Genomic DNA, 26,231 nt, shown 5'->3' on the forward strand with positions numbered 1-26,231 from the left:
CCGAAGGGCCTCGTTCCCATGACACTTCTCCGCGACCGACGAGACCGGTGCCCCGGCGCGCTGCGTCCGTGGCCCGCCGACGACGGCCTCCTGGTGCGTCTGCGTCTCATCGGGGGCCGCGTGGCCACCCGGTCCCTGGTCGCCCTCGCTGCGGTGGCCGAACGGTTCGGTGATGGGCGCGTGCGCGTCACCGGGCGCGCGAACCTGCAGGTGCGTGCCTTCCCCGGTGCCGCCGGCTCCCTCGACGCGGAGGCACTGGCCGCCCTCGAGGAAACCGGCCTACTGCCCAGCCGCTCACACGAACGTGTCCGCAATGTGATGGTCTCGCCGCAGAGCGGACTGGCTGGGGGGCGGGCGGACCTGCGTCCGGTCTCAGCAGCCTTCGACTCTCTCCTGCAGGCCACACCGCGCCTGGCGGACCTGCCTGGCCGGTTCCTCGTGGTACTCGACGACGGCCGGGGCGACCTCGTGGAGCATCGCTCCGACCTCGCTCTCGTCGCCTTGGACCACGACACGGGACAACTCCGCGTCGGCGGTGACTGGGGTCAGGTGGTGCCCATCGCCGCGGCACCCGAGAACCTCGTCGCACTCGCCCTACGGTTCCTCTCGTCGCGTGGCTCCGGGCCCACCGCGCCCTGGCACGTGACCGAACTGGCCGTCCCCCTCGTCGCCCCGGCCCCGCCGGATCCGAGGCTGCCCACCCCCGCCGCGCCGCTCCCGTACGGCGAGGTACCCGGGGGCCGGCATGTTCCCGTCCCGGAGAACGGGCTCGAACGCACCGAGATCGCCGCGCTGGCCGACGGCGCGCCTGAAGTCATCGTCACGCCCTGGCGGGGTGTGCTCGTCCCCCGAGGAGAATCAGCATGATGCACCCCACCCGGCCGACCAGGCACTACGACTACATCGGCGAAGGCCGGGACATCTATGTCAACTCCTTCGCCGCCATCCGCCTCGCGGCCGACCTCGCCGCAGTTCCCCCGGACGCCGAGAAGGTGGCCGTGCGGATGATCCACGGCAGCGGTCAGGTCGATCTCGTGGGCGACCTGGTGATCCATCCGCGGCTCGTCGCGGCCGCCCGAGGGGCTCTCGAGGCGGGAGCACCGATCCTCTGCGACGCCACCATGGTGGCCACAGGGGTCACCCGCCGTCGGCTGCCCCGCGACAACGAGGTGCTGTGCTTCCTCAACGACGACCGCGTCGCTGGCCTCGCCGAGGCCTGGGGAACGACCCGTACCGCGGCGGCGGTGTCTCTGTGGGAGCCGCTGCTCGACGGTGCTGTCGTCGCGATCGGCAACGCCCCGACCGCGCTGTTCCACCTGCTCGAGATGATCATCGACGGCGCCCCCCGGCCCGCCGCGATCCTCGGCTGCCCCGTCGGTTTCATCGGCGCAGCGGAGTCCAAGCAGGAGTTGATCGATCTTCATGACCGCTACGGCATCGATATCCCCTATCTCACGGTCCTGGGACGACGGGGCGGGTCGGCCATGACCTCGTCGGCGCTCAACGCCTTGGCACTGGAGCAGGAATGAGGGGGCGGTTCTACGGTGTCGGCGTCGGCCCCGGCGACCCCGACCTCATCACGCTCAAGGCGGCCCGCCTCATCCAGGGCGCCGACGTGGTGGCCTACCACGCCGGCGTGGGCCGCCAGTCGAACGCCCGTCGCACCGCCAGCGGACTCTTCCGGTCGGATGTTGTGGAGGAGCAGCTGACCTACCCGCTGACTACGGGGAAGACGGACCACCCGGGCGGTTACGCGGGCGCCATGGCCGCCTTCTACGCGGACTCCGCGGCACGGCTCGCCGGACATCTCCAGGCAGGGCGCGATGTCGTGCTGCTCGCCGAGGGTGATCCGCTGCTCTACGGGTCCTGCATGTACATGCAGGACCGGCTCGCCGTGGACTTCGACACGGAAATCGTTCCCGGCGTGCCGGCGTTCGCCGCCGCGACCGCGGCGGTCCGCAGCCCCCTGGTGCGCCAGACCGACGTACTGACCGTGCTCCCGGGAACCCTCCCCGAGCAGGAACTCGCCCGGCGCCTCGCCGACACGGACGGAGCGATCATCATGAAGTTGGGCCGCACCTTTCCGGCGGTCCGCCGCGCGCTGGAGGCCTCGGGCCGGCTCAAGGAGTCCGTGTACGTCGAGCGCGCGTCGATGAGCGAGGAGCGCTGGATGCCCGTGAGCGAGGTGAAGGCTGACGAGGTGCCCTACTTCTCGCTCATCGTCGTGACGGGCGACTCACGCAACGGCACCCGGTCCCGCGACGGCGACGAGCCGACGGCACCGGCCCTGACCACCTCGCAGACCGGTGAGGTCCTCGTCGTCGGGCTGGGACCTGGGCCGGAGGACTGGATGACGGGCGAGGCGGTCACGGCGTTGAGCGACGTGGACCATGTCGTCGGCTACGGACCCTACGTGGACCGGGTACCGCACCGGGTGGGTCTGACGCGGCACGCGTCGGGCAACACCGTCGAGGTCGAGCGGGCCCGGCTGGCCCTCGACCTCGCGCGCGCGGGCGAGCGGGTCGCGGTGGTGTCGGGGGGCGATGCCGGCATCTTCGGCATGGCCGCTGCCGTGTTCGAGGCGGCCGAGGATCCGCTGTACGCCGACGTGCGGATCCGCGTCCTCCCCGGCGTCAGCGCGGTGCAGGCCGTGGCCGCCCGCGCCGGCGCACCGATCGGCGCCGACTTCGCCGTGGTCAGCCTGTCCGACCGGCTCAAGCCCTGGACAGTCGTGGAGCGTCGCCTGCGCGCGATCGCCGACGCCGACCTGGTCCTGGCCATCTACAACCCCGCCTCGCGGGCCCGAAGCACCCAGATCACCGAGGCGCGCCGCATTCTGCTCGAGCACCGGGCCCGCGACACCGTCGTGGTGGTGGGGCGCGACGTCGGGCGTCGGGAGGAATCCCTCACGGTCACGACGCTCGGCGAGCTGGATCCGGCGTCGATCGATATGAAGTGCCTCGTCATCGTGGGCGCCTCGGGAACCCGCGTGGGGCCCGCCGGCGTGTGGACCCCGAGGTTCGTGCGGTGACCGTCCACTTCGTCGGGGCCGGTCCCGGGGCGGGGGACCTGCTGACCGTACGGGCCACGCGCCTGCTCGCCGGCGCAGATGTCGTGCTTTATCCGGGCACCTATCTGGATCCCGATGTGCTGTCACACGCGGGCGCGGCTGCGGCTCTCGTGGACACGCAGCACCTCGACCTGGATGAGATCACCGACCGCCTCGTGGCCGCGCACCGAGCGGGCCGGGTCGCGGTCAGGCTCACCTCCGGTGATCCGTCGCTGTATTCCGCGCTCGCGGAGCAGACGCGACGTCTCGACGCCGTCGGGGTCCCCTGGGACGTCACCCCCGGTGTTCCCGCCTACGCCGCGGCGGCCGCCGCGATCGGGCGGGAGCTGACGGTACCGATGCTGGCGCAGTCGGTGGTCCTCACCCGCGCCCAGGCCCGCTCGACACTGATGCCCGCGACCGAATCGCTCGCCGCGTTCGCCGCCACCCGCGCCACCCTCGTGCTCCACCTGGCCATCACGAGGGTGCGGAGTCTCATGACGGAGATCGAGCCCGAGTACGGCGCCGGCTGCCCCGCCGTCGTCGTCTACCGGGCCAGTCAGCAGGAGCAGCAGATTCTCACCGCGACGGTCGGGACCATCGCGGATGCCGTCGAGGGCGCAGGGCTCCGGCAGGCGGCCGTGATCCTGGTCGGGCCGGCCCTGGACCCGAGTCCGGGCGGCGAATCCTACCTGTACGACCCGGACCGCGCGCGCCGCAGACCGCCTGTGGTCAGGCGATCGTCAGCGCCCATCGCGTGACCGCGTAGCCAGGCACCCACCCAGAGGGCGTCCGCACCTCGCAACCGATCCTGGTGAGCTGTCCCCCGAAGCGGTGCTGCAGCTCTACCAGCCGCGCCGCGTCCCCCTTCCCGACGGCATGGGCGACGAGCCGGCCGCCGGGCCGAAGGGCACCCAGACACGCGGCAGCGAGCCGGGACGCGGCCGCGCCGGGGCCGAGATGCACCGCGTCCGGCACGGTCAGCCCAGCCAGGGCCGACGGCGCCGTCCCGACCGCGACCGGCAGCCTGGGGACGCCGAGCCGCGCAGCGAGGTCGCCGATCGGCCCGGATGCCGCCGCATCGGGCACGACCGCCGTGGCCAGGCAGGTGGGATGCGCGCGGAGCCACTCGACCGCCACGGGACCCGCGCCTCGGCCGATGTCCCACAGCCGCCCGCCGGGGACCGGCCCCAACAGCGCCAGGGCCGACGCCCGGACATCGCGCGGGAGGGGGGGCCCCACCCCCGCCAACAGGCTGTCGGGCACACCCGCCGTCCACCCGGCGATCAACTCACCGACGCACTGGATCGCGACGATGTTCAGCCGCGGGAACTCCGCGCCTTCGGCCGCGGCGAAGGCGTCGAGGTCGAGCCGACTCTCGTCTCCGCCGAGATTCCCCAGCACCGTCAGGCGCGACGAGCCGTATCCGGCCTCGACGAGGAGCGCCCCGAGCAGCCGCGGGGTGACGTCGTCTGAGGACAGCACCAGCAGGCGTCGGCCGGGCGCCAGGTCCCGCAGCACGAGAGACACGTCACGCCCCACCACGCTGACAAGGCCATGGGACTCCGCCGGCCAGCGCATGGCGGCCCGGGCCAGCGCCACCGATGAGACAGCTGGGCGGATCTCGACGCCGTCCGGGCCGAGGATGTCGATGAGCACCGAGCCGATCCCCGAGACCAGCGGGTCGCCGGATGCCAGCACCACCACCGTGGTGTCGGGGTGAGCGGTGACGATCTCGGCCAGGCCGGCCCGCAGCGGGGAGGGCAGGCGGAGCCGCACCTGCCCGGGGACCGGGGGCAGAAGCTCCAGGTGCCGCGCCGCGCCGACGACGAGGGTTCCGGATCCGGCGAGCTCCTCGCTGACCGCGTGAACGCCGTCGGCCGCGACGCCGACGACGATCACCCGGCCGGTGGCGCGGCCAGCCGCCGCGGGGCTTCTGTCGGACACGACAAAGGACGTTATCATGTGGGCATAGGCACGAGGTGCCCCGGAAGGCTCAACCATCGGACACGGTGGCGCAGGCGACGGGGAGAATCTGGGAAGCCGGTGAGAGTCCGGCACAGGCCCGCTGCGGTGAGCCCGGCCTTCGCGTGAGCGAAGGACCAGGCAAGTCCGAAGACCGGCCTCGCGCCCGACCATGACCATGGCGACACGAGCGGGAGCCTCACATGCCGGTGCACTTTCCTTTCCCTGCCGTTCTCGGCTGCGAGACCGACGCGATGGACGACATGGGCCTGGCGCTGGTCCTGTCCACCATCTCCCCCGAAATCGGCGGGGTCCTCATCCGCGGCGAGAAGGGGACCGCCAAATCGACCACGGTGCGGGCGCTGACCGCCGTCCTCCCGCACGTGAGGGTCTACGCCGCGGACCGGTTCTCGGTTGATCCGGCGGACCCCGCGGCGACCTCCCCTGACGGCCCCTTCGGGCCCGGGGCCGAGACCGTGGACCGGCCCGTGCGTCTCGTGGAACTTCCTGTCGGGGCGACGGAGGACCGCGTGCTCGGCTCGCTGCACCTGGAGCGGGCGCTGTCCCACGGACGCGTCGAATACGAGCCCGGCCTGCTCGCCCGCGCCCACCGGGGTCTGCTGTACGTCGACGAGGTGAACCTCCTGCACGATCACCTCGTCGACCTGCTGCTGGACGCGGCCGCGATGGGGCGGGTGAGCGTGGAGCGTGACAGCGTCTCCGTGGAGCACCTGGCGCGCTTCGTGCTGATCGGAACCATGAACCCCGAGGAGGGCGAACTGCGTCCGCAGCTCCTGGACCGCTTCGGCCTCACCGTGGAAGTTGCGGCCCCCCGGGACCCCGGGTTGCGGGCGGAGGTCGTACGGCGGCGGATGGCCTTCGACGGGGACCCGATCGGCTTCGCCGAGAGGTACCGGCCCGCGGAGGAGGCGCTCACCCGCCGGATCGAGGCGTCGCGCGCCAGGGTCGTCTCGGTTCGGCTGCCCGACGCCGCCCTGCTGAAGATCGCCGAGATCTGCTCGGCCTTCGAGGTCGACGGGTTGCGCGCCGACCTCGTCACGGCCCGCACCGCCGTGGCGCATGCCGCCTGGGAGGGCCGCACGGAAGTGACGCGGGCCGATATCCGCCGGGCTGCTCTCCTGGCCCTGCCGCACCGGCGGCGGCGCAACCCGTTCGACGCGCCCGGGCTCGACGAGCAGCTCCTCGACGACCTCCTCGGGCGCGACCTTCCTCCGCCGGACGATGATCCGACCCGCGACGACGCCTCCCCGCCGGGGGATCCCACCGACGAGAGCCCTGATCCGCAGGACCCCACCGGCACCGACTCGGCGGCGGACCGCTCCGCGGAGGGCAGCCCGCCGCTCGACGGCGAGGGCCCGGATACGGCGGCCGCAGGTCCGGCATCGGACGCGGCCTCCGAGAGCCGGGTTTCCAGCGGGGACCCCTACCGGCCGAAGGCCTTCATCGTGCAGGGAATCGGTCACGGGGCGGCCGGTCGCCGCAGCCGCGCCATCAGCGAGACCGGCCGTCGGATCGGGGCGAGCCGCGCAGTGGGCGCCGTCGGCGGTCTGCACCTCGTCCAAACCCTGCTGGCCGCCGCCGAGCGTGCGCCGGAGCGGGACCGTCAGGGGCGGGTGCTGCTGCAGCCGGAGGATGCCCGCACCGCGGTGCGGGAGGGCCGCGAGGCCAATCTCATCCTCTTCTGCGTCGACGCCTCCGGGTCCATGGCAGCCCGAAAGCGGATGGGGCAGGTCAAGACGGCGATCCTCTCGCTGTTGCTCGACGCCTACAGGCGGCGGGACAAGGTGGGGCTCATCAGCTTCCGGGGCCGGCAGGCGGATCTGGTCCTGCCGCCGACGCACTCCGTCGACGTGGCGGCGGCCCGCCTTGACGATCTCGCCGCCGGCGGCCGCACGCCGCTGGCCGAGGGGCTCCTCGAGGCGGCAGCGGTGCTGACACGTGAACGCCGTCGCGACCCGCGACTGCGCCCTCTCCTCATCGTCGTCACCGACGGGCGCGCCACCGGGGGCGCCGACGCGCTGGCCCGCTCCGAGTTGGCTGCCGCGCACCTCGCGGGGCTCGGCGTGATGAGCGTCGTCATCGACGGCGAGAGCGGCCCGCTGCGGCTCGGCCTCGCCGCGCGCCTCGCCGATCGACTCGGCGCCCGACACGTCCCCGTGGCCGAGGTCACCGCGGACGCCCTCACGTCCACGGTCCACACCCACACGAGAAGAGCCGCCTGATGCCCCAAGGCCAACCGCTGTCCGTCCCCGACGACGGACTCACCACACGCCAGCGCCGTACCCAGCCACTTCTCATCGTCCACACCGGCGAGGGCAAGGGCAAGTCCACGGCGGCCTTCGGCCTCGCGCTGCGTGGGTGGAACCAGGGCTGGCGCATCGGCGTCTTCCAGTTCGTCAAGTCCGCCAAGTGGCGCATCGGTGAGCAGACCGTCCTGGAACGCCTCGGGCGGCTCCATGACGAGACAGGCGAGGGGGGTCCTGTGGAATGGCACAAGATGGGCGCCGGCTGGTCGTGGACCCGTAAGCAGGGTGACGTGGACGACCATCGGGCCGCCGCCCGCGAGGGATGGCTGGAGGTCAAGCGCAGGCTCGCCGACCAGGCGCACGACATGGTCATCCTGGACGAGTTCACCTACCCCATGACGTGGGGATGGGTCGACGTCGAGGACGTGGTCACCACCTTGGCCCTCCGCCCCGGGACGCAGCACGTGATCATCACAGGTCGCGGCGCCGATGCGCGTCTGGTCGAGATGGCGGACCTGGTCACCGAGATGACCAAGGTGAAGCACCCGATGGACGCGGGACAGAAGGGGCAGCGCGGCATCGAGTGGTGAGCCGGCCGGTCGCCCCGCTCACATCCTCCGCAGCAACCAGGCCAGCACCGCGTCGACATCCACCACCGTGGGCACGCCCTGGGGGCCCGGTGGCCGCCGCACCATCACCACCCTCACACCCAGTTCCGCGGCCGCTTCCAGCTTCGCCCGGGTGTAGGTGCCCCCTGAGTCCTTCGTGACGAGGACATCGGTGCGGTGGCGGCGCATGAGCGCCCGCTCGTCGTCGAGCGGGTACGGGCCGCGACTCCGCAGGACCTCCCAGGACTGGGGCACCGGGACGTCGGGGGCATCCACCACGCGGGCCAGCACCGGAAGGTCGCCCAGCGCCGGCACGTAGCGCGCAAGTTCCTGCCGTCCGACCGTGAGGAATGGCCGGGCACCTGCCCGGGCGGCGGCATCGGCCGCCGTTTCGTGGTCGTCCACGCAGCGCCAGGCCGGGTCGGGCGGCCAGCCCGGCCGCTCCAGCCTGAGCAGCGGCACACCGTCGGCGCGGCACGCCTCGACCGCGTTCGCGGTCATCCCCAGCGCAAAGGGGTGGGTGGCGTCGACGACGACGTCGTAGGCCACCAGCTCGGCACGGAGGCCCTCCACACCACCGAAACCTCCCGTCCGAACGCGCCCCGGCGGCAGTCGCGGGGCCGCGACGCGGCCGGCCAGGGAAGTGGTGACGTCGACGCCCGGTACCTCGACCAGCCGCGCGGCCAGCCGGCGCGCCTCGCTGGTGCCGCCGAGGATGAGCAGCCTCATCCGGCACCGCCCTCCAGCGGTGGCGGGGACCCACCGGGGGCACGCAGGAGTGCGATGTCCATGACCCAGCCGGCGCGAGCCCGGGCACGCTCCCGCGCGGCAGGCAGGTCGTGGCTGACCTCCGCCACCCGGCCGGCCATCAGTTCCTCGGAGTCGGCGCCGAGGTTCGCCCCCCACCAGATCGACCAGTCGTCGAGGCCCTCGAGGGCGGGCACCCCACCCAGCATGACGACGAGGTTCGTCTGGCCGGCCGCGATGTCCTGGCGCAGCCGGCGCGCCGTCGTGACGTGCACCGGGTCTGCGACGGGGTGGAGGACCATCCGGTGCCGGGCCGCCAGCGCCTGCGGAGCGCTGATCCCCGGCAGCACGTCGTAGTTCAGCGGGAGCCTCGCGGCGATCCCCTCGACGATGCGGATGGTCGAGTCGTAGAGGCCCGGGTCACCCCAGACCAGGAAGGCCGCGGTGCCACCCCGGGCACGCAGGATCTCCTCGTAGGCGGTGACCCGGGCCGCGTGCCAGGCTCTGACCGCGGCCGGATAGTCCGCAGGAGCGTCGCGGTCGCGCTCGGGGTCGGGCACCTCGACCACCTCGACGCCGTGGGCGGCGGCGATGGCCCGGCGGGCCGCCAACAGTCCGTCGTCATCGCGCTTCCTGGCTGCGAGCACGTAGTCGGACTCAGCCAGAGCCCGCGACACCTCCGGCGTCACGTGGTGCGCACCCATGCCGATGCCGAGGATCCGCACCCTCACCGGTCCCCTCATGTGTCGTCCTCCAACTCGCCCTCGACCTCGAGGTAGATGTCACGCATGGCCGCGAGGGTATCGGCATCGGGCTCCGCCCACAGCCCGCGCTCCGCGGCCTCATGCAACCGCTCGATGATCCCACGCAGGGCCCAGGGGTTCGACCTGCGCAGGAATTCCTGCGTGGCGTCGTCGAGGACGTACGCGTGGGCCAACCGGTCGTACATCCAGTCATGCACCACACCCGCCGTCGCGTCGAAGCCGAACAGGTAGTCGACGGTCGCGGCGAGTTCGAAGGCCCCCTTGTAGCCATGACGCTGCATCGCCGCGATCCATCGAGGATTCACGACCCGGGCCCTGAATACGCGCGCCGTCTCCTCGGCGAGAGTACGGGTGCGTACGGAATCCGGTGAGGTGGAGTCCCCGACGTACGCCTTCGGCGCCGTCCCGGCCAGCGCCCGAACGGTGGCCACCATCCCGCCGTGGTACTGGAAGTAGTCGTCGGAATCCGCGATGTCATGCTCGGCGGAGTCGATGTTCTTCGCCGCCACCGCGATACGTCGGTAGTTGGTTCGCATGTCCTCGGCAGCCGGGGACCCGTCGAGACCGCGGCCGTAGGCGAAGCCACCCCAGGCCGTGTACACCTCGGCGAGGTCCGCGTCGTTGCGCCAGGTACCGGACTCGATCACCTGCAGGATGCCGGCGCCGTAGGAGCCGGGCTTCGAGCCGAAGATGCGGGTGGTCGCCCGGCGGTGGTCGCCGTGCACCGCGAGATCGGCGCGGGCGTGAGCCAGCACGAAATTCATCTCGTCGGGCTCGTCAAGGCCGGCGACCATGCCGACGGCGTCGTCGAGCATCGCGACCACGTGCGGGAACGCATCGCGAAAGAAACCTGAGATCCGAAGCGTCACGTCGATGCGGGGGCGGCCCAACTCCTCGAGCGGTACCACCGTCAGCCGCGACACCCGCCGCGACGCCTCGTCCCACTCCGGCCGGACGCCGAGCAGGGCGAGGACTTCGGCGACGTCGTCGCCGGACGTGCGCATGGCGCTGGTGCCCCATACCGAGAGCCCGACCGACGCCGGGTAGGTGCCGGCCTCATCGAGGTGGCGCTGGAGCAGGGAGTCGGCCATCGCCTGTCCTGTCTGCCACGCCAGGCGGCTCGGCACCGCCCGCGGATCCACGGTGTAGAAATTGCGCCCGGTGGGCAGCACGTTCACGAGCCCGCGCAGCGGCGAGCCTGAGGGGCCGGCGGGGACGAAGCCACCAGCGAGCGCATGCACGACGGCGCTGAGCTCGTCCGTCGTGGCCGCCAGCCGCGGGACGACCTGCTCCGCGGCGAACCTGAGGACGCGCCCGACTTCGGCGTCCTCGTGGAGCGTCGAGACGGCGGACGGGTCCCAGCCCGCCGCCTCCGCCCGGTGGATGAGATCCCGCGCCTGGGACTCGGCCAGGTCGACGGCCGCCAGGTCTGCTCCCTCGGTGAGGCCCAACGCGGCCCGCAGACCAGGGACGGCGTCGCCCACGCCTCCCCAGACCTGCGTCGCGCGCAGGATCGCCAGGACGAGATTGACGCGGGCCTCACCCGTGGGGGCGGCACCCAGGATGTGGAGACCGTCGCGGATCTGGGCGTCCTTGATCTCGCAGAGCCAGCCGTCGACGTGGAGCAGGAAGTCATCGAAGTCGTCGTCATGCGGCTGCTCGTCGAGGCCCAGGTCGCGGTGCATCTCCGCCGAGCGCATCAGCTGCCAGATCTCGCCGCGGATCGCGGGGAGCTTCGCGGGGTCCATGGCGGCGATGTTGGCGTGCTCGTCGAGGAGCTGCTCGAGCCGGGCGATGTCGCCATAAGTCTCCGCCCGGGCCATCGGCGGGATGAGGTGGTCGACGATCGTCGCGTGCGCTCGGCGCTTGGCCTGGGCACCCTCCCCCGGGTCGTTGACGAGGAACGGGTAGATCAGGGGCAGGTCGCCGATCGCGGCATCGGGTCCGCAGGAGGCCGATAGGGCGGCGTTCTTCCCGGGGAGCCACTCCATCGAGCCGTGCTTGCCCAGGTGGACCACCGCGTCGGCCGAGAAGCCGTGCTCGAGCCAGCGGTACGCGGCGAGGTAGTGGTGGCTGGGCGGCAGATCCGGGTCGTGGTAGATCGCCACGGGGTTCTCACCGAAGCCCCGCGGTGGCTGGATGAGGACGATGACGTTGCCCGCCTGGAGTGTCGCCAGCACCAGTTCCCCGGCCTCGTTGACGAACAGAGTGCCGGGCGACTCCCCCCAGGAGGCCACCATGGCGGCGCGCAGGTCGGCGGGCAGATGCGCGGTCCAGGCGTCGTACTGGGCGGACGAGATGCGGACGTGCGCCTCGGTCAGCTGCGCGGATGTGAGCCACTCCTCGTCCTGCCCACCGGCGGCGATAAGGGCGTGGATGAGCGCGTCCCCGGCCGCGGTGTCGTCGCCCAGGTCCAGCAGGTGGTGGATCGGGAAGTCGGCGGTGTCGTCGGCCGGACCCAGGTCGTAGCCTTCGGCGCGGAGGAGGCGCAGCAGACGGATCGCGGAGACCGGGGTGTCGAGCCCCACCGCGTTGCCGATGCGGGAGTGTTTGGTCGGATAGGCCGACAGCACCAGGGCCACGCGCTTACGCGCGTTAGGGATGCGGCGGAGCCGGGCGTGGTTGACGGCGATCCGTGCCACCCGGGCGGTGCGCTCGGGGTCAGCGACGTAGGCAGGAAGGCCCTGCTCGTCGATCTCCTTGAACGAGAACGGTGCGGTGATGATGCGCCCGTCGAACTCGGGGATCGCGATCTGGTTGGCCGAGTCGAGCGGCGTCGCGCCCTCGGCCGAGGCCTCCCAATCGGCGCGCGCCGCGGTGAGACACAGACCCTGTAGCACCGGGATGTCCAGTGCGGCCATCCGGGCGACGTCCCAGGACTCGTCCTCTCCGCCGGCCCCTGCGGTGGCGGGGACGGATCCACCGGCGGCCAGCACGGTGACCACGAGCGCGTCCAAGGTGCCGAGTGCCTCGTAGAGGGCGTCAGGGGCCGAGCGCAGCGACCCCGCGTAGATCGGGACGCCGACCGCTTCACGGGTGTCATCGACGGCGTCGGCCAGCGCATGCGCGAAAGCGTTGTTACCGCTCGCCTCGTGGGCCCGGTAATAGAGGATGCCGATGCGCGGAAGTGCCGGATCGCCGGCGGGCCGTTCGGCGTAGCCCCACGCGGCGATCACGCTGGGGGGCTCGAATCCGAGGCCGGTAAGCAGGATGGTGTCGGAGAGGAAGGCGTGGAGTTCGGCCAGATTCGCCGGGCCGCCCTCGGCCAGGTAGCGGTGCGCCTCGGCCGCGACCCTCATCGGCACCGTCGACAGCTCCATCAGTTCAGGGCTCGGCTGATGCTCACCGCCGAGGATCACCAGCGGGGTACCGGAGGCCCGTGCGTGGGTGATTCCCGGCCAGAGGTCCTGAGGGGAGCCGAGGAGCCGGACGACCACGAGGTCCGCGTCGGCGACGAGGCGGGCCAGCGTGTCGTCGGCCGCCCGTCCGGGATTGGCCCACGTGTATCTCGAGCCGCTGGCGCGGGCGGACAACAGGTCCGTATCGGACGTGGACAGCAGCGCGATGTGCGCGGGTGAATCAGCCATTCGCGGGTTTCCTCCTCGGGGTTCTCGCCCCGTAGATCGGTCGGATGCACCTGTGGACAGTGTCTGGCTGGTCGATCAACGACATCACAGTGGCGGAACCGCCCCGGAGTCACACCGGGTTCCTCGCCCACAAGCTGCGATGAGCCTAGCGACATTCTCAGCGGCAGGACAGGCGAACCCGCACCCCACCGCGGCCGATGATCGACCCGCGTGCTGAGTAGGCTTGGTGGGATGGCTGTCAAGGGTTGGTTCGGACTTCCTCTCTTCGGGCAGAGTCCCCGCCCGGAGGTGGTCTCCTGCACGCTCTCGGGGGGCGGATCACGCGCGGGCTTCCAGTTGGGCGCGCTCGACTACCTGTACCGGCACGACGAGGCCTTCTCACCCAGCATCTTCGTCGGCGCCTCCGCCGGCGCCATCGTGGCCTCCGCGCTGGCCCAGGACCCCACCAGGGACGGACAGCAGCGCTACCTGAACCGGTTGACCGAGATCTGGATGGCCATGACGGGGCCGGCCGACATGTTCACCCCGCGACCTTGGTTCGAGCGGTTGCAGGCGGAGGCACCGGGGTGGCTCGAGGTGGTCACGCCCATCAGGGAGGCGCCGGCCCGTACCTCCCGGCCACGCGCGGCGCTCCTGCCTTTCCTGCGCTACTCGCCCGGGAGCCCGTCCAGCCCGGCCGAGCCGGCGCCACCGCCTGATCCGCTCGAGTTGGCGCTCACCCCCGACGAGGACGTCCGCTCGGACTGGTCCCTGACCGTACTGTCGGGCATCGCCTCGCATCTGGGCCGCCTACCGCGGATTGGCACCGGCCTGAGCACCATCTGGCAGGGCATGGACCGTTCCCGCTCGATGTTCCGGCCCGGCCCCATGCTCGCCCATCTCCTGGACCCGGACACGTTCGACCCAGGCCGTGTCGCCGCGTCCGGGGTGACGCTGAGGATCGCGATGGTGTCACTGGAATCCGGCGAGCTGCGGTTCATGACGGAGGCCGGCACCCTCGTCGACCGCCGGAACGATCCTGTCGACGACACCGCGCACAACCTGGCCGTGGGGGTGTTGGCCTCCTGTGCCATTCCCGCCGTGTTCCGGCCGGTTCCCCTGGGCGACGAGACCTATGTCGACGGCGGCGCCCGCGAGAACCTTCCCGCGGAGTTGACCATCGGCCAGCTGGGCGCCGCCCGCAACTACGTCATCTCGTCGCAGGCCAGCGGAGTGCCCAGACGTCCCAGCATGGTGGATGCGGACATGTTCTCGGTGGTGATGCGCGCCACGGAGATCCTCATCGACGAGGCCGGCCGCGACGAGCTGGCCTACGCCCACTCGGCCGGCGCCATCGTCATCCACCCCGAGCTCGGCGTGCATGACTCCATGACGGTGCACCCGGGGCTGATCGCCATCAACCGTGACTACGGCTGGCTGCGCGCCGCCGAGCGCCACCTCGGGCTCGGCGAGTCGGCGGAGACCCTGCACAGGCGCATCACGGCCCTGCGGATGAGGATCCTGCGGCTCGAGGAGCAGCTGCTGAGCAACCCCGAGCCCGCGCGCAGGGATTTCCTTGGCCTGCGCAGCGCCAAGGTGGAGTTGCGGGACGCCGTGCGCAGCACCCACGGCACACCACTGCCGGACGGCGCCGACTCGTGGTGGACGACATGGGAGCGGCACCCCGTGCCCCCGAGCATGCAACCCCCCTGGATGCCCCTCACGCCCCAGGCCTGACCACTAGGCTGAGCCCGTGAAGACAACCTTCGACCTCAGGTGGGAGCGCTACGGGGCAGATCTGATCTCAGCCCTGGAGAGCGTGTACGGCGAGCGTTCGTGGGAGGTCACCGACAGGGTCCGCGACCTCGTGCGGGCCAAGTTCGACGCACGCAGCGACGAGCTGCGCGAACTCGACGAGGCCCGCCTCCTGCGTCCTGACTGGCTCCAGCTGCCCACCCAGGTGGGCTACGTGGCCTACACGGAGCGGTTCGCCGGCACTCTCCGCGGCATCACGGACCATCTCGACTACCTGCAGGACCTGGGCGTGACCTACCTGCACCTCATGCCGCTCCTGCAGCCACGTGAGGGCGCGAACGACGGCGGATACGCGGTGGCGGACTACCGCACGGTCCGCCCGGATCTCGGCACCATGGAGGATCTGGAGGAACTCACCGGAAACCTCCGGCGCAACGGCATCTCGCTGGTGGTGGACCTCGTGCTCAACCACGTGGCACGTGAGCACGAATGGGCGGTGCGGGCGCGCGCCGGGGATGAGAAGTACCGCAACTACTTCATGGTCTTCCCGGACCGGACCATGCCGGACCGCTATGAGCAGACGCTCCCGGAGGTGTTCCCGGACTTCGCGCCCGGCAACTTCACCTGGGACGACGACCTGGCCGGCTGGGTCTGGACCACGTTCAACGACTACCAGTGGGACGTCAACTGGGCCAACCCGGACGTGTTCGTCGAGTACCTGGACATCATCCTGGACCTGGCCAACCGGGGCGTCGAGGTGCTCCGGCTGGACGCCATCGCGTTCATCTGGAAGGTGATGGGCACCAACTGCCAGAACCAGCCCCCGGTGCACGCCGTCTCGCAGGCGATGCGCGCGGCCGTGCGCATCGCGGCCCCCGCGGTGGCGTTCAAGGCAGAAGCCATCGTCGGCCCCAAGGATCTCATCGCGTACTTCGGCGAGGGCGAGCACTACGGCAAGGTCTCCGACATCGCCTACCACAACTCGCTGATGGCACAGCTGTGGTCGACGCTCGCCACGCACGACACCACCCTGATGCGCCGCGCGCTGGGCGGGTTCCCGCCGAAGCCGTCCACGGCCACGTGGGGCACCTACATCCGATGCCACGACGACATCGGCTGGGCCATCGACGACGTGGACGCCGCGACGGCGGGCCTCAACGGCTTCGCGCACCGCAAGTTCCTCAGCGATTTCTACTCCGGCGAACACCCGGACTCGTTCGCGAAGGGGCTGGTGTTCCAGGCCAACGAGACCACAGGGGACCGGCGGATCTCCGGGTCCCTGGCCTCACTGGCTGGGCTCGAGAAGGCCATCGACTCCGGCAACGCCTACCGGATCGAGCTCGCCGTCGCCAGGATCAACCTGCTGCACGCGGTCATCTGCGGGTGGGGCGGCGTGCCGCTGCTCTACATGGGTGACGAGGTGGCCACCCTCAACGACCACGACTTCGCCCGGGACCCTGCCCACGCCGATGACAATCGCTGGGTCCACCGTCCGGTGATGGACTGGGACGCCGTGGCGGCGCTGGGAGACAACCCCTCCTCGCCCGCGGCCCGCGTCAACGCGTGGCTGCGTCACGTGCTGGGCGTCCGGCGCGTGACCCCGCACCTGCACGCCGCGCGGGAGGGCCAGTTCCTCGAAACCGGAGACCCCCGGGTCCTGGCCATCAAGCGGGACCACCCCGTCGGCCCCATGGTGCAGGTCTACAACATGTCGCCGGCGGAGATCACGGTGCCCATGGCGTGCGTGAGCGAGACCCTGGGCGAGACCGCCCGGGAGCTGCTCGACGGCGTGGAGTGGGACCTGACGCCCTGGACCATGACGCTGCGTCCCTACGCGGTGCACTGGTTCACGCGCTGACGGGTCTGCGGCCTGCGGCGGTGCCCCCAGCGGGGCTCGAACCCGCGACCCATGGATTAAAAGTCCACTGCTCTACCTGCTGAGCTATAGGGGCCACAGCAGTGTAGCGGTCCAGGGCGTGGCAGGCTGGGGCCCATGCCCGCGTGGTCCTGGTTCGTCGTCGCCCTCCTCGTCGGGGGCGCCCTGCTGGGCGCGGCGGTCCTCGCGGACAGAGGCGCGCGGCGGCGCGCCACGGGGGCCGATGAGGCCGCACCGCGACGGGGCCTCGACGAGGTGGACCGCAACGTCCCGCACTACATCACGCAGGACGAGGTGGACGCCATGCGCGCCCCCTCGGCCGGCGCGGGGCCCGCGCACCTCGGACACGCCGGCGAGGGGTTCGGCTTCGGCCACGCCCACCCCGACTTCGCCACCCACCGCGACGGCGCGCTCTGGCGTGACCCGCAGATCCTGGTGATCGACGGCGAGGTGAGCTCCATGCGGGAACTTCTGGGCCCGGTCTCCCGCGCTTCCGCCGAGGCCCCGTTGGTCCTGGTCGCCGCAGGTTTCCACCCTGAGGTGCTGAGCACGCTGGCCGCCAACCGCCGAGCGCTGGGCCTGGCTCTGGTGGGCGCCGTTGCGGGTGGCAGGGACCGGGCGCGTCTGGCCGAACTGCTCGGCGTCGCGCAGGTTCCCCTGGACGACCTCCGCTCCGGTTATCTGCCGGAGCAGGTCTACGGCCGCGCCGCCACATGGTCGAGCACCGCGCGGCGCGCGTGGGTCGATCCCCTGGACCTCGGCTGAACCTCAACCTCGACCATGAACCTCAAGTCAGACTTCAGCTCACTTGATTCTGAGCCGCCCAAGACTCTCTCAACGAGCGTTCAGTTGACCTCCCCGGCACAGCTGCTTGATTAACGTCCTAGTCAGGGCGATATAGCCGCCGCACGGGCACGCGAATGACACAGCTGTAATTTTCACCCCGCGCACGGCGTGTCGCCTTGCCTTCTCTCAGGCAACCCTCAAGTGGCGATTGTCCGCCTCCGACAAGGGCTCTTAGTGTCCGAGGCAGCGGCCGGACGTGTCGGGGGCTACGCAGCCCCGGGGAAGCGGGACGTCCGGTCTCCACCGCACACCTGCACGAGGAGAGACGTGAAGACAGCATTCAAGGGCCTCCGTGGCATCGCCGCCGCGGCGGGCATCGCGATCCTGGTCCAAGGGCTCGGAACGATCGCCCTCGGCCCGGCTGCCGACGCCGACATCGCGTCGGTGACGGCCACCGCCAACGTCAACATCAGGACCTCGCCCACCACCTCCAGCACGCGCCTGGCCGTGCTCCTGCGCGGCCAGAGCCTGCCGAGCGACGGGTCGGCCAACGGGTGGACGAAGGTCACGTACCAGGGGCGGACCGCCTACGTCGCGAGCGCCTATCTGACCGGCGGCACCGCCTCGGCCGCGCCGTCGTCGCAGACGACGAACGGAACCACCACCTCCGCGACGGGCAGCGTCTTCACCACCGGCAACCTCAACCTGCGCGTCGGCCCTTCGCTGTCGGACTCCATCTCGGTCGTCGTGCAGCGCGGTACGGCCCTCACGCTCACGGGCACGGTGAGTGGCACCTACGCCCAGGTGTCCTACAACGGCAAGGTGCTGTGGGCAGCCTCCCGCTACCTGTCCGCCACGGCGTCGGCCGCATACTCCGAACTGCCTCCGGTCACCGGCAAGGGCCGGGCCACCACCGCGCTCATGATCCGCACCACCAGCACCGCCGCGTTCGTCAATCTGGGCGACGTGCCCCGGGGCACGATCCTGGACACCACGGGCGTGGTCACCAACGGCATGGCCCAGGTGATCCACCAGGGGGCCGTGCGGTGGGTGAACGCCACGTACCTCTCCGCAGTCACGGCCACCACGCCCGCACCCACCGCCCCCGCCGTCCCCGCCACCACGCTGCGTTACGCCACCACGGTGCTGAACATCTGGACCGCCAGCAGCGGAACGTCCTATGTGGGCGAGATCCCCAAGGGCGGCGAGGTCCAGGTCACCGGCCTGGTGACCAACGGCCGGGCCCAGGCCGTCGTCAACGGCGCCGTGCGCTGGGTGACCGCGCGCTACCTCTCGGCGACGGAACCGGCCGACGGGACCGCGTCGGGCGGCAGCAGCACCACGCTGAACCGCGGATACTCCAGCGGCCTCGACCTGACCAACGCCAACGTCCAGGCCATCACCCGCGACATCTGGAACCGCTACCCCGCGATCACCACCATGTACGGCTGGCGCCGCGACGTGACGCCGGACCACCCCGCCGGCCGCGCCGTCGACGTCATGATCCCCAGCTACTCGGCCAACCAGGCACTGGGGTGGGAGATCGCCGAGTACTACCGGGCGAACGCCGCCAAGTACAACATCAACTACATCATCTTCGCGCAGAAGATCTGGTCCGTGGCACGCTCCAGCGAAGGGTGGCGCGCCATGGCCGATCGAGGCAGCGACAACGCCAACCACTACAACCACGTCCACATCAACACCTACGGCTGAGCACTCTCCCCCACCCATCCGGATCCCGGATGGGTCGGCGCGGCCCGTTTGCGCGCCCCCCGGCGAAGTCCCTAGACTGTCCGGTGCTGGTCCCCATCGTCTAGCGGCCTAGGACTCCGCCCTTTCACGGCGGCAGCACGGGTTCGAATCCCGTTGGGGATGCTCATGCCCACTCTCCGGAGGGGGTCTGAACCGGTTACGACAAGGTGTTGGCCCGATTTCCCTTCCAGGAATCTGGCACGCTATAGTTACCGGGCTGGCGTGGCCAGCAGGTCAAGAAATTGGCCCCGTAGCGCAGTTGGTTAGCGCGCCGCCCTGTCACGGCGGAGGTCGCGGGTTCGAGTCCCGTCGGGGTCGCTGGGTCGGCGGAAACGCCCGGCCACCTGGCCAGGTAGCTCAGCTGGTAGCAGCGTTCGCCTGAAAAGTGAAAGGTCGCCGGTTCGATCCCGGCCCTGGCCACCGAATGCCCCGCTCCGGCGGGGTTTTTTCGGTCCTACCCCACGCCCAGCAGCGCCAGAGCCTCATTGATCTCCCCCGGGGACATCGCTCCCTTGCGGACGGCTGCCAGAGTGCCGTCGGCCTTCACGAAGTAGTGCGTGGGCACCGACGAGGCAAGGTAGCGCAGCGAGATCTCCCCGATGGGGTCCGGGACGCTGGTGATCGTGAGGTCAAGGCGATCTGCGTAGTCCGTGACCAGGTCCCGGTCCTCGCGGAGGTAGATGGCCACCACGTCGATCCGGTCCGACGCCGCCTCGACGTCCGGTAGCTCCGCACGGCAGATCGAGCACCAGGTGGCCTGGAAAAGCAGCCACACGGGCCGTCCGGCATAGTCGTCCAACGAGACGGGGACCCCGTCGATGTCCAGCGCCGTGAATCCCGGCGCCCGGGCACCCACGGCCGGCCCTTCGAGCGGCACCGTCTGCCCCGTAGAGGCCGCCTCACTGGCTGCCCCACCCTTGACGAGATAGATGGCACCCACCACGAGCACGACAAGCACAGCAAGCCCCAGGATGCCCAGGAGGCGTCCGCGGGCCTGTCCGCTACGCATAGGAGTGCAGACCCCCGAAGAAGTGGTTGCCGAAGTAGGCGAACAGGATGGTGAGGAACCCGATCACCAGCAGCCAGGAGGACTTGGTGCCACGCCAGTCCCGCACCACCCGGGCGTGCAGGAACGCGCCGTAGACCAACCAGGTCACCAAGGCGGCCGTCTCCTTGGGATCCCAGCCCCAGTAGCGCCCCCACGCGGTGCTCGCCCACACCGAGCCCAGCACGATCATGATGGTGAGCAGGGGGAAGGTGATGACGGCGGCGCGGTAGCCCACGTCGTCGAGGACCTCCTGGCGCGGCAGGTGGAGCCGGGTGAGGTGCGGATGCAGCAGGTACAGCACGGCGGCCCCGAACGAGACGCAGGCGGCGCCGTAGGCGATGATGGCGAATCCGACGTGCAGGGTCAGCAGCAGGTTGTTCTGCAGGGCGGGGATCAAGGGCCGGACGCCGGTGTCCAGGCTCAGCGCGTAGACGAGCATGGCTGCAGCCACGGGCAGCACGACCAGCGACAGCATCCGGATCCGGTAGCGCAGCCCGAAGAACAGGTTGACCAGCAGGATCCCCCATGTGAAGGCGACAGCGAACTCGTGCTGGTTCGCGAAAGGCCCGTGCCCGGTGAGACTCATCCGGATCGCCATGTAGGCCGTCAGCAGCAGCAGCGCTATCACCTGGAACGCCGTGGCGTACCACCCCAGGCTGGTGCCCCTTCCGGGCTGCACGGGCGCCTCGGACTGCGCGGGAGCCAACTCGGCGCCACCCACACTCACCTTCGCGCGCGCGCTGACCGTGGTCACGGCATCTCGGCGACGCGACGTGACCAGCGCGATGCCACTGACCAGGCCCAGCAGGACGAAGACGGTGGCGGCGGTGACGAGATATTCAGCGAACTCGAGCATCAACAGGCTCCTTCTCAGCGTCGGCGGCCGGGGCGGTCGCGTCGATCTGCTCCACGAGGGCACGGAAGTGCCGCTCGAAGGTGGTGTCCAACTTCTCGGCAGAGGCGATGCGCAGCATGGTGTGGTCCCCCTGCGGCACCGCGCGCACCCACAGGCGCCGGTGGCGCAGCGTGAACGTCATCGTCATGCCCAGCACCAGCAGTGCGGACCCGATCCACATCCAGATCGCCCCCGGGTCCTGGCGGGCGATGATGCCGGTGTAGCGCTGCTCGCGCTCGAAGGTGAGCTGCAGCCCGGCCCCGGATGCGGTCTCGCCCTGCTCAACCGGCAGCACGTCCACCCTCTCACCGCTGGCCACGTCGTAGAGCTCGAAGACCGCGCTGCCGGCGGTGATGGCCGCGTCGACGGCGCCGGAGGCGGGCGTGACCACCAGGACTTCCATGCCCGTACCCTCCGGCGTGATCTTGCCGATGGCGTAGCGCCCGTCGTTGCTCTGCCACTTCAACGGGACGGAGCCCTCGAACAGGGTGGCGCCGGCGTCGTCGGCGATGCGGAGGCGAGCCGCGATACCGAAGGACGCCTGGTGGAGCGCGGCGCCCTCCACCACCAGGGGAGAGTTGACCCGGACGTCGCGGGCGTCGAGCACCGCACCGTCGCGCGTGACGACGAGGTGGCTCACGTAGTCCGTGGGACGGCCGGCGTCGTCGTAGGAGTCCATGAAGGACTCGGCGGTGACCGTGAGACCGGTGCCGTGGCCCACGTCGACGCTCTCGCCGACGGCGATGTCCAGGTTGGTCTCGAAGCCGGTGAACGCGGAGACCCCGAAGGCAGCCAGGATCACCACCATCGCCGAGTGGGCGATGGCCGTGCCGAAGGGGCCCCACCTGAACCTGTCGGCGTACACGCCGACGGCGGGCGCAGTGAGCCGTTCGTCAGCCAGGAAGCGGTACCGCTGGCCGCCCAGCACGGATCGGACGTGGGCGACCGCCTGCTCCGGGCCCAGCGGCAAGGTCATCTCGGCCCGGTACTGGGCATGGTCGAAGAACTTCTCCGTCACATGGGTCCGCGGGTGGGTGGCGCGCTCCCAGAGTTGTGGAAGCCGGTGGACGGTGCAGGCGATGATCGACATCGCCAGCAGGATCGTCACGCCGAGGAACAGCGGGGAGGTCCAGATTCCGAATAGACCGAGGAACTCGAGGACGGGCGTCCATCCGCCGTAGCGGGGCCGGACGGACTCCAGCCAGTCGGCCCTGGCGAGCGCGTCCAGGCCGGCCGGGGCCTGGACGATCATGGTGCCCAGCAGAGCCAGCACGGCCATCGCCAGGATGACCAGAACCCCCAGAAGCTTGGATCGAAGGAGCCGGTAGATCCAGCTGAACAGTTCGCGCACGGCCCCTCACTCCTCGCTGGACGGGGATGGGGAGGCCGATGAGGCGGCCAAGGCGTCCAGGTGGGAGCGCACGGTGGCCGCCAGGTCCGAGTCGGGGGCCACGTCGAGGACCTTCTGCCAGTCGGCGCGTGCCGCCTCGGCGTCAGGCGGGTCCTCCGAGAGGTGGACGAATCCGAGGTTGAACCAGGCCTGCGGGTTGCTGGGGTCCACCTCGGTGACCGTGGTCCAGAGCTGCTCCGCCCGCTCGACGTCGCCGTCGTTGAAGGTGAGGACGCCGAGCTCGAGATTGGCGGCCACATCCTCAGGACTCTCTGCCAGCGTGGCCTCCAGCTCGGCCCTGCGGGCGGCGCTGTCGGTGGCCGTCGCCTGCGAGGCCTGTGTCGTGGCGAGGGCTGCGGTGTCCGCCGGGAGACCCATCCGGAAGACGCCATAGACCACTGCCGCAACGAGCAGCACGCCCAGGAGCGGCACGAGGATCCCGGACTTCCTGGGGGCAGCCGCGACCGTGGCGGCCGGCTTGTCCGCCGGCGTATGGACGAGGGGCCGGCGACGGGGCTCGTCGTCGTGCTCCCCCAGCTCGGCCAGGGCGAGGTCTGCCGCGTCGTGGATCTCGAATGGCCCGACCCACGGGGGAGCGGCCTGCGAGGACGCAGCCTGGGCCCGCGCCTCGTCCGCGCGGGCGTCGGCCCACTCCCGCAGCGGCCCAGGGGCCATGGCGAGGAAGTCCAGCAGGGCTTGGGTGTGCGCGTCCGCGGGGCTCTCGACCGTGTCGGGGGCCCCGGGCCGCGCGCTGGTGTCAGGCTCCACGTTCCTCGGACTTCTGCTCGTTCTCCGCACTGATGTCGGAGGGCTCCAATGTGGTGACGTCGACGCCGGTGAGGACCAGCTGGCCCTTGCGCGACGCGTCGAGCGAGTCCGCCAGGATCCGCTGGATGTAGGCCGGCGCGTGGAACCCGTAGGAGTTCTCGGAGTAGACGTAATCGAGGTAGAAGCTGGCCTTGTTCTGGAACTCGCGTGCCTGCTCGATGGCCTCCGCCGGAGTCCCGTCCGTCTGCGCCGTCTCCAGTGCACGGATCAGCGCCACGAGCGAGTCGAAGGCCACGTCGCGAGTGCCGATGAACTGGTCCTGGATGCCGACCACGCGCTCGGTCATCTCCTCCTCGCTGGTGTGATGACAGGTCATGCAGGAGGAGTTGACGGCCAGCAGCGGGGACTGGATGTGGTGGCTGGTGACCTTGCGGGCGCCTTCGGCCTCGTAGGGCATGTGGCAGTCCGCGCAGCTGACACCGTTGGCCGCGTGGACCGAGTTGGACCAGAAGATGTCGAACTCCGGATGCTGCGCCTTGACCACCTTCGCGCCGGTCGTGGCGTGCTCGAAGTCCTTGTGGCCGTCCTCCTGGTAGTACTCCCAGATCTGGTCGATGTCGAGGCCCTTGGTCCAGGGGAAGATGAGCTCCTTGGACTCCTTCTCGAAGTAGTACTCCACATGGCACTGGCCGCACACGAAGCTCCGCATCTCCTGGCGGGTGGCGTCGCGATTGACGTCGTAGTCCTCGATACCCTCGCTGGCCTTGAGCGCCGCGATGCCGGTCTCGAAAGCCGGGCGGGTGATCCGCAGCTCCATGGTCTCGGGGTCGTGGCAGTCGATGCAGGCCACCGGATGCTCCACGAGCTGGGTGACGTCCGTGTAGGCCATCTGGTTCATCTCCATGAACCCTGCCTGGCGGTCGCCGTCACCCAGTTCGTTCATGAGTGCGACGGTGGAGGCATGACAGTTGATGCAGGTGCCGGGTTGGTTGAACTCGGTGACCCGCAGTGTGTAGCGCTGGTCCTCGAGCATGTACTCATGCCCGCGGGCGTGCCGGTAGTCCACCGAGAACGGGTAGCCGGCCCACATGTCCTTGAGCCGGGGATCCTCCTCCAGCCTGCTGGTGGACACGACGGTCCGCGGGTCCGTGGCGGTGACGGTACGCTCCTCCGCCACAGAGCCGGCGTGCGTGGTGGCCTCCATCTCCTTCGTCCTGAGGAAGGACTGGTACTGGGCCGGGAAGTTCTGGCCCCAGATGGCCGGGTCCACGACCGTGTCGTCCAGTTCGACCACCTTCGTGAACGAGTCGCTCGCCTCCTCCATCCGCTCGATGACGTTCGCCAGCAGCGCGGTGATGCCCGCCGTCACGACGGCGGTGATCGCGATCGCCACGATGAGGATCCCGATCCAGCGGTTGCGCTTCCTCTTCTCCGGCGTTGCCTGAGGTTCTTCGGTGGTAGTCATGTGCCTCACCTGCTCCTGTGCCCGACGTCGACGTGGCAGCGGGTGCAGTTGACCTGCTCGCTGCCGGCGGTCATGCGCATATCACTCGTGAAGTCCGAGTGGCAGTAGAGGCATGCCTCGTTCGTCACCGCCCGGTTGGAATCACGGATCTCGATGTTTTCGGGGTACCAGCCGGTGGTGAATTTCAGCCCGTGCCAGAACCCGTTGTCGGCCTTGACGTAGTACTTGTTGATGAGGTTGTCGTGGGGCGCGTGGCAGTCGTTGCACGTGGCCACGTTGGTGTGGCTGCCCGCCAGCCATGCGTCGTACTGGCGCTCCATGACGTGACAGTTCACGCAGGACGCCGGGTCGTTGCCGAGGTAGGAGATGCCACGGGCGTACACGAAGGTGAACAGGCCCACCCCGATGAGCGACCCCACGACGAACACGGCTGCTGCGATGAGCAGCCGCGGCCTCGTCAGCCAGGCCCGGACTCCGGTGCGTGCGGTCATTGCATCTACTCCTACGCCGCATAGTAGTGCTACCAAACGTAGTAGATGCGGGTTCGGCGTAACCGCCGACCCCTGCGCCGCGGATCAGCCCGAATAGCAGCGCAGGAAGCGGGCATATTCAGCGAAGACCCGCCCGCGCACGTCCTCTCGCGAGAGCACCAGGTCGTGCAGGGCGTCAGGGAAACGGGCGATGACCACGAGGTGCCCGAGCTGGGGAGCGCGGGCCGCGATGCGCTCGACGTCCAGCACGATGTCTGCCACCTTGAAGCCCTCGTCCCAGGCACGACGGAAATCGCTGCGTCCCGAGACGGCGACCAGCACGGGGCAGTCGATGGCGAGGCCGGCGGCCACGCGTGCGTGGCCGTCGAGGATGGCGGCCATCCAGCCGACCCGGATCAGGAACGCCTTGTCCCCCTTGAGGTTGAGGTTGTACTCCCACTCCCCCTCCTCGGACCGGGAGATGCAGCGCCGATAGAAGCCGCTGTCCACCTGCGGCAGCACGGTGGTGGCCACCACCGCGCGGGCCGCGCTGAGCACCGGCTGCGTGGCCGGCCGGAGCAGCGAGTTGGCCTGGAGCTCGAGCCACGGCGCGTTGAGGATGAGCGCCGCGAAGGCACCCGGCCGCTCGTGGGCCCACAGGGCCGCCACCAGACCACCCGTGGAGTGGCCCATCAGCACGATCCTGTCGTGCCCCTCGTCGACCAGGACGGACAGCGCCTCATCCAGCTCACGGAAGTAGTCGGTGAGGTTCGCGACGTAGCCCGCCAGCTGCCTGCTGCGCAGGGAACGCCCGTAGCGCCGCAGGTCCACCGCGTAGAAGTCGTACCCCTGCGCCGCCATCTCGTCGGCCAGATGCGCCTGGAAGAAGTAGTCGTTCCACCCGTGGACGTAGAGGACGGCCCGGCCTCCGGTGGGTTCATTGCGACGGACGAGCGTGGCCACCAGAGTGCCGGCCGGTTCGAGAGCATAGGTGGGCTCATCCGGAAGGGGGATGACCAGCTGCTCGTACCCGGGCAGCTCACCGTCGGGCACCCAGGGG

The 26,231-nt window shown here is 70.5% G+C and carries 21 protein-coding genes, 4 tRNA genes and 2 riboswitches; of the genes, 13 read left to right on the plus strand and 12 right to left on the minus strand.

The window, feature by feature from the left end; all coding sequences use genetic code 11:
* Positions 1–18 precede the first annotated feature (18 nt).
* Genes ACX1D0_RS08220 through ACX1D0_RS08235 form a run of 4 tightly spaced genes read left to right on the plus strand, consistent with a single transcriptional unit; the run spans position 19 to position 3,810 of the window.
* Entirely contained in the window at positions 19–867 is an 849-nt protein-coding gene (locus tag ACX1D0_RS08220) for a ferredoxin-like domain-containing protein (RefSeq protein ID WP_459017429.1), read from the plus strand.
* Positions 864–1,529 (plus strand): precorrin-8X methylmutase, encoded by a 666-nt coding sequence (locus ACX1D0_RS08225; protein ID WP_459017430.1) that lies wholly within the window; start codon positions 864–866, stop codon positions 1,527–1,529. The genes ACX1D0_RS08220 and ACX1D0_RS08225 overlap by 4 nt, the downstream gene beginning before the upstream one ends.
* Entirely contained in the window at positions 1,526–3,031 is a 1,506-nt protein-coding gene (locus ACX1D0_RS08230) for a precorrin-2 C(20)-methyltransferase (protein WP_459017431.1), read from the plus strand. The genes ACX1D0_RS08225 and ACX1D0_RS08230 overlap by 4 nt, the downstream gene beginning before the upstream one ends.
* Positions 3,028–3,810 (plus strand): cobalt-precorrin-4/precorrin-4 C(11)-methyltransferase, encoded by a 783-nt coding sequence (locus ACX1D0_RS08235; protein WP_459017432.1) that lies wholly within the window; start codon positions 3,028–3,030, stop codon positions 3,808–3,810. The genes ACX1D0_RS08230 and ACX1D0_RS08235 overlap by 4 nt, the downstream gene beginning before the upstream one ends.
* Here ACX1D0_RS08235 and cbiE read toward each other — a convergent pair.
* On the minus strand, positions 3,782–4,996 hold the full coding sequence (gene cbiE / locus ACX1D0_RS08240) for a precorrin-6y C5,15-methyltransferase (decarboxylating) subunit CbiE (RefSeq protein ID WP_459017433.1): 1,215 nt from the start codon (positions 4,994–4,996) through the stop codon (positions 3,782–3,784). The genes ACX1D0_RS08235 and cbiE overlap by 29 nt on opposite strands.
* 48 nt (positions 4,997–5,044) lie before the next feature.
* Positions 5,045–5,191, plus strand: a riboswitch (cobalamin riboswitch).
* An 86-nt stretch (positions 5,192–5,277) separates the two neighbouring features.
* On the opposite strand from cbiE, the gene ACX1D0_RS08245 reads away from it, so the two are divergent.
* Both ACX1D0_RS08245 and cobO read left to right on the plus strand, forming a co-directional pair.
* A complete protein-coding gene (locus tag ACX1D0_RS08245) occupies positions 5,278–7,257 on the plus strand; it encodes a VWA domain-containing protein (protein WP_459020423.1) in 1,980 nt (659 codons plus the stop codon).
* A complete protein-coding gene (gene cobO, locus ACX1D0_RS08250; RefSeq protein WP_459017434.1) occupies positions 7,257–7,871 on the plus strand; it encodes a cob(I)yrinic acid a,c-diamide adenosyltransferase in 615 nt (204 codons plus the stop codon). Before ACX1D0_RS08245 ends, cobO begins: the two co-directional genes overlap by 1 nt.
* Before the next feature lie 18 nt (positions 7,872–7,889).
* Here cobO and ACX1D0_RS08255 read toward each other — a convergent pair whose 3' ends face one another.
* From ACX1D0_RS08255 to cobN, 3 genes are read right to left on the minus strand one after another with little or no spacing between them, the layout of a single operon-like run.
* Positions 7,890–8,618: a cobalt-precorrin-6A reductase gene (locus tag ACX1D0_RS08255; RefSeq protein ID WP_459017435.1), complete on the minus strand. Its 729-nt coding sequence runs from the start codon at positions 8,616–8,618 to the stop codon at positions 7,890–7,892.
* Complete coding sequence (cobF, locus tag ACX1D0_RS08260; protein ID WP_459017436.1) at positions 8,615–9,379, minus strand: precorrin-6A synthase (deacetylating); 765 nt, start codon at positions 9,377–9,379, stop codon at positions 8,615–8,617. Before cobF ends, ACX1D0_RS08255 begins: the two co-directional genes overlap by 4 nt.
* A complete protein-coding gene (gene cobN / locus ACX1D0_RS08265; protein ID WP_459017437.1) occupies positions 9,376–12,987 on the minus strand; it encodes a cobaltochelatase subunit CobN in 3,612 nt (1,203 codons plus the stop codon). The genes cobF and cobN overlap by 4 nt, the downstream gene beginning before the upstream one ends.
* Before the next feature lie 38 nt (positions 12,988–13,025).
* Positions 13,026–13,134, minus strand: a riboswitch (cobalamin riboswitch).
* An 84-nt stretch (positions 13,135–13,218) separates the two neighbouring features.
* Between cobN and ACX1D0_RS08270 the strand changes: the two genes are divergently transcribed.
* On the plus strand, positions 13,219–14,703 hold the full coding sequence (locus ACX1D0_RS08270; RefSeq protein ID WP_459017438.1) for a patatin-like phospholipase family protein: 1,485 nt from the start codon (positions 13,219–13,221) through the stop codon (positions 14,701–14,703).
* A 16-nt stretch (positions 14,704–14,719) separates the two neighbouring features.
* On the plus strand, positions 14,720–16,579 hold the full coding sequence (locus ACX1D0_RS08275; RefSeq protein WP_459017439.1) for an amylosucrase: 1,860 nt from the start codon (positions 14,720–14,722) through the stop codon (positions 16,577–16,579).
* A gap of 21 nt (positions 16,580–16,600) precedes the next feature.
* Here ACX1D0_RS08275 and ACX1D0_RS08280 read toward each other — a convergent pair.
* Positions 16,601–16,673, minus strand: a tRNA-Lys gene (locus ACX1D0_RS08280).
* Positions 16,674–16,714: 41 nt separating this feature from the next.
* Here ACX1D0_RS08280 and ACX1D0_RS08285 point away from each other — a divergent pair.
* The 5 genes from ACX1D0_RS08285 (at position 16,715) to ACX1D0_RS08305 (ending at position 19,555) form a co-directional block, all read left to right on the plus strand.
* A complete protein-coding gene (locus ACX1D0_RS08285) occupies positions 16,715–17,362 on the plus strand; it encodes a hypothetical protein (protein WP_459017440.1) in 648 nt (215 codons plus the stop codon).
* A gap of 348 nt (positions 17,363–17,710) precedes the next feature.
* A complete protein-coding gene (locus ACX1D0_RS08290) occupies positions 17,711–19,096 on the plus strand; it encodes an SH3 domain-containing protein (protein ID WP_459017441.1) in 1,386 nt (461 codons plus the stop codon).
* 89 nt (positions 19,097–19,185) lie between these two features.
* Positions 19,186–19,258: transfer RNA gene (locus ACX1D0_RS08295), tRNA-Glu, on the plus strand.
* A 121-nt stretch (positions 19,259–19,379) separates the two neighbouring features.
* Positions 19,380–19,453: transfer RNA gene (locus ACX1D0_RS08300), tRNA-Asp, on the plus strand.
* Between the two features lie 28 nt (positions 19,454–19,481).
* Positions 19,482–19,555: transfer RNA gene (locus tag ACX1D0_RS08305), tRNA-Phe, on the plus strand.
* A gap of 34 nt (positions 19,556–19,589) precedes the next feature.
* Here the strand turns inward: ACX1D0_RS08305 and ACX1D0_RS08310 are convergent.
* From ACX1D0_RS08310 to ACX1D0_RS08340, 7 genes are all read right to left on the minus strand, one after another.
* Complete coding sequence (locus tag ACX1D0_RS08310; RefSeq protein WP_459017442.1) at positions 19,590–20,093, minus strand: TlpA family protein disulfide reductase; 504 nt, start codon at positions 20,091–20,093, stop codon at positions 19,590–19,592.
* 43 nt (positions 20,094–20,136) lie between these two features.
* Entirely contained in the window at positions 20,137–21,039 is a 903-nt protein-coding gene (gene ccsB / locus ACX1D0_RS08315) for a c-type cytochrome biogenesis protein CcsB (protein ID WP_459017443.1), read from the minus strand.
* Positions 21,023–22,429: a cytochrome c biogenesis ResB family protein gene (locus tag ACX1D0_RS08320; RefSeq protein ID WP_459017444.1), complete on the minus strand. Its 1,407-nt coding sequence runs from the start codon at positions 22,427–22,429 to the stop codon at positions 21,023–21,025. The genes ccsB and ACX1D0_RS08320 overlap by 17 nt, the downstream gene beginning before the upstream one ends.
* A 6-nt stretch (positions 22,430–22,435) precedes the next feature.
* Complete coding sequence (locus ACX1D0_RS08325; RefSeq protein ID WP_459017445.1) at positions 22,436–23,236, minus strand: tetratricopeptide repeat protein; 801 nt, start codon at positions 23,234–23,236, stop codon at positions 22,436–22,438.
* Positions 23,226–24,701 (minus strand): ammonia-forming cytochrome c nitrite reductase subunit c552, encoded by a 1,476-nt coding sequence (locus ACX1D0_RS08330; protein ID WP_459017446.1) that lies wholly within the window; start codon positions 24,699–24,701, stop codon positions 23,226–23,228. The genes ACX1D0_RS08325 and ACX1D0_RS08330 overlap by 11 nt, the downstream gene beginning before the upstream one ends.
* A gap of 5 nt (positions 24,702–24,706) precedes the next feature.
* Complete coding sequence (gene nrfH / locus ACX1D0_RS08335) at positions 24,707–25,192, minus strand: cytochrome c nitrite reductase small subunit (RefSeq protein ID WP_459017447.1); 486 nt, start codon at positions 25,190–25,192, stop codon at positions 24,707–24,709.
* An 84-nt stretch (positions 25,193–25,276) separates the two neighbouring features.
* The gene (locus ACX1D0_RS08340) at positions 25,277–26,224 is read right to left on the minus strand and encodes an alpha/beta hydrolase (RefSeq protein WP_459017448.1); all 948 of its coding nucleotides are present in this window, start codon (positions 26,222–26,224) and stop codon (positions 25,277–25,279) included.
* Positions 26,225–26,231: the final 7 nt, after the last annotated feature.

This window comes from Tessaracoccus pujii, from assembly GCF_054483895.1.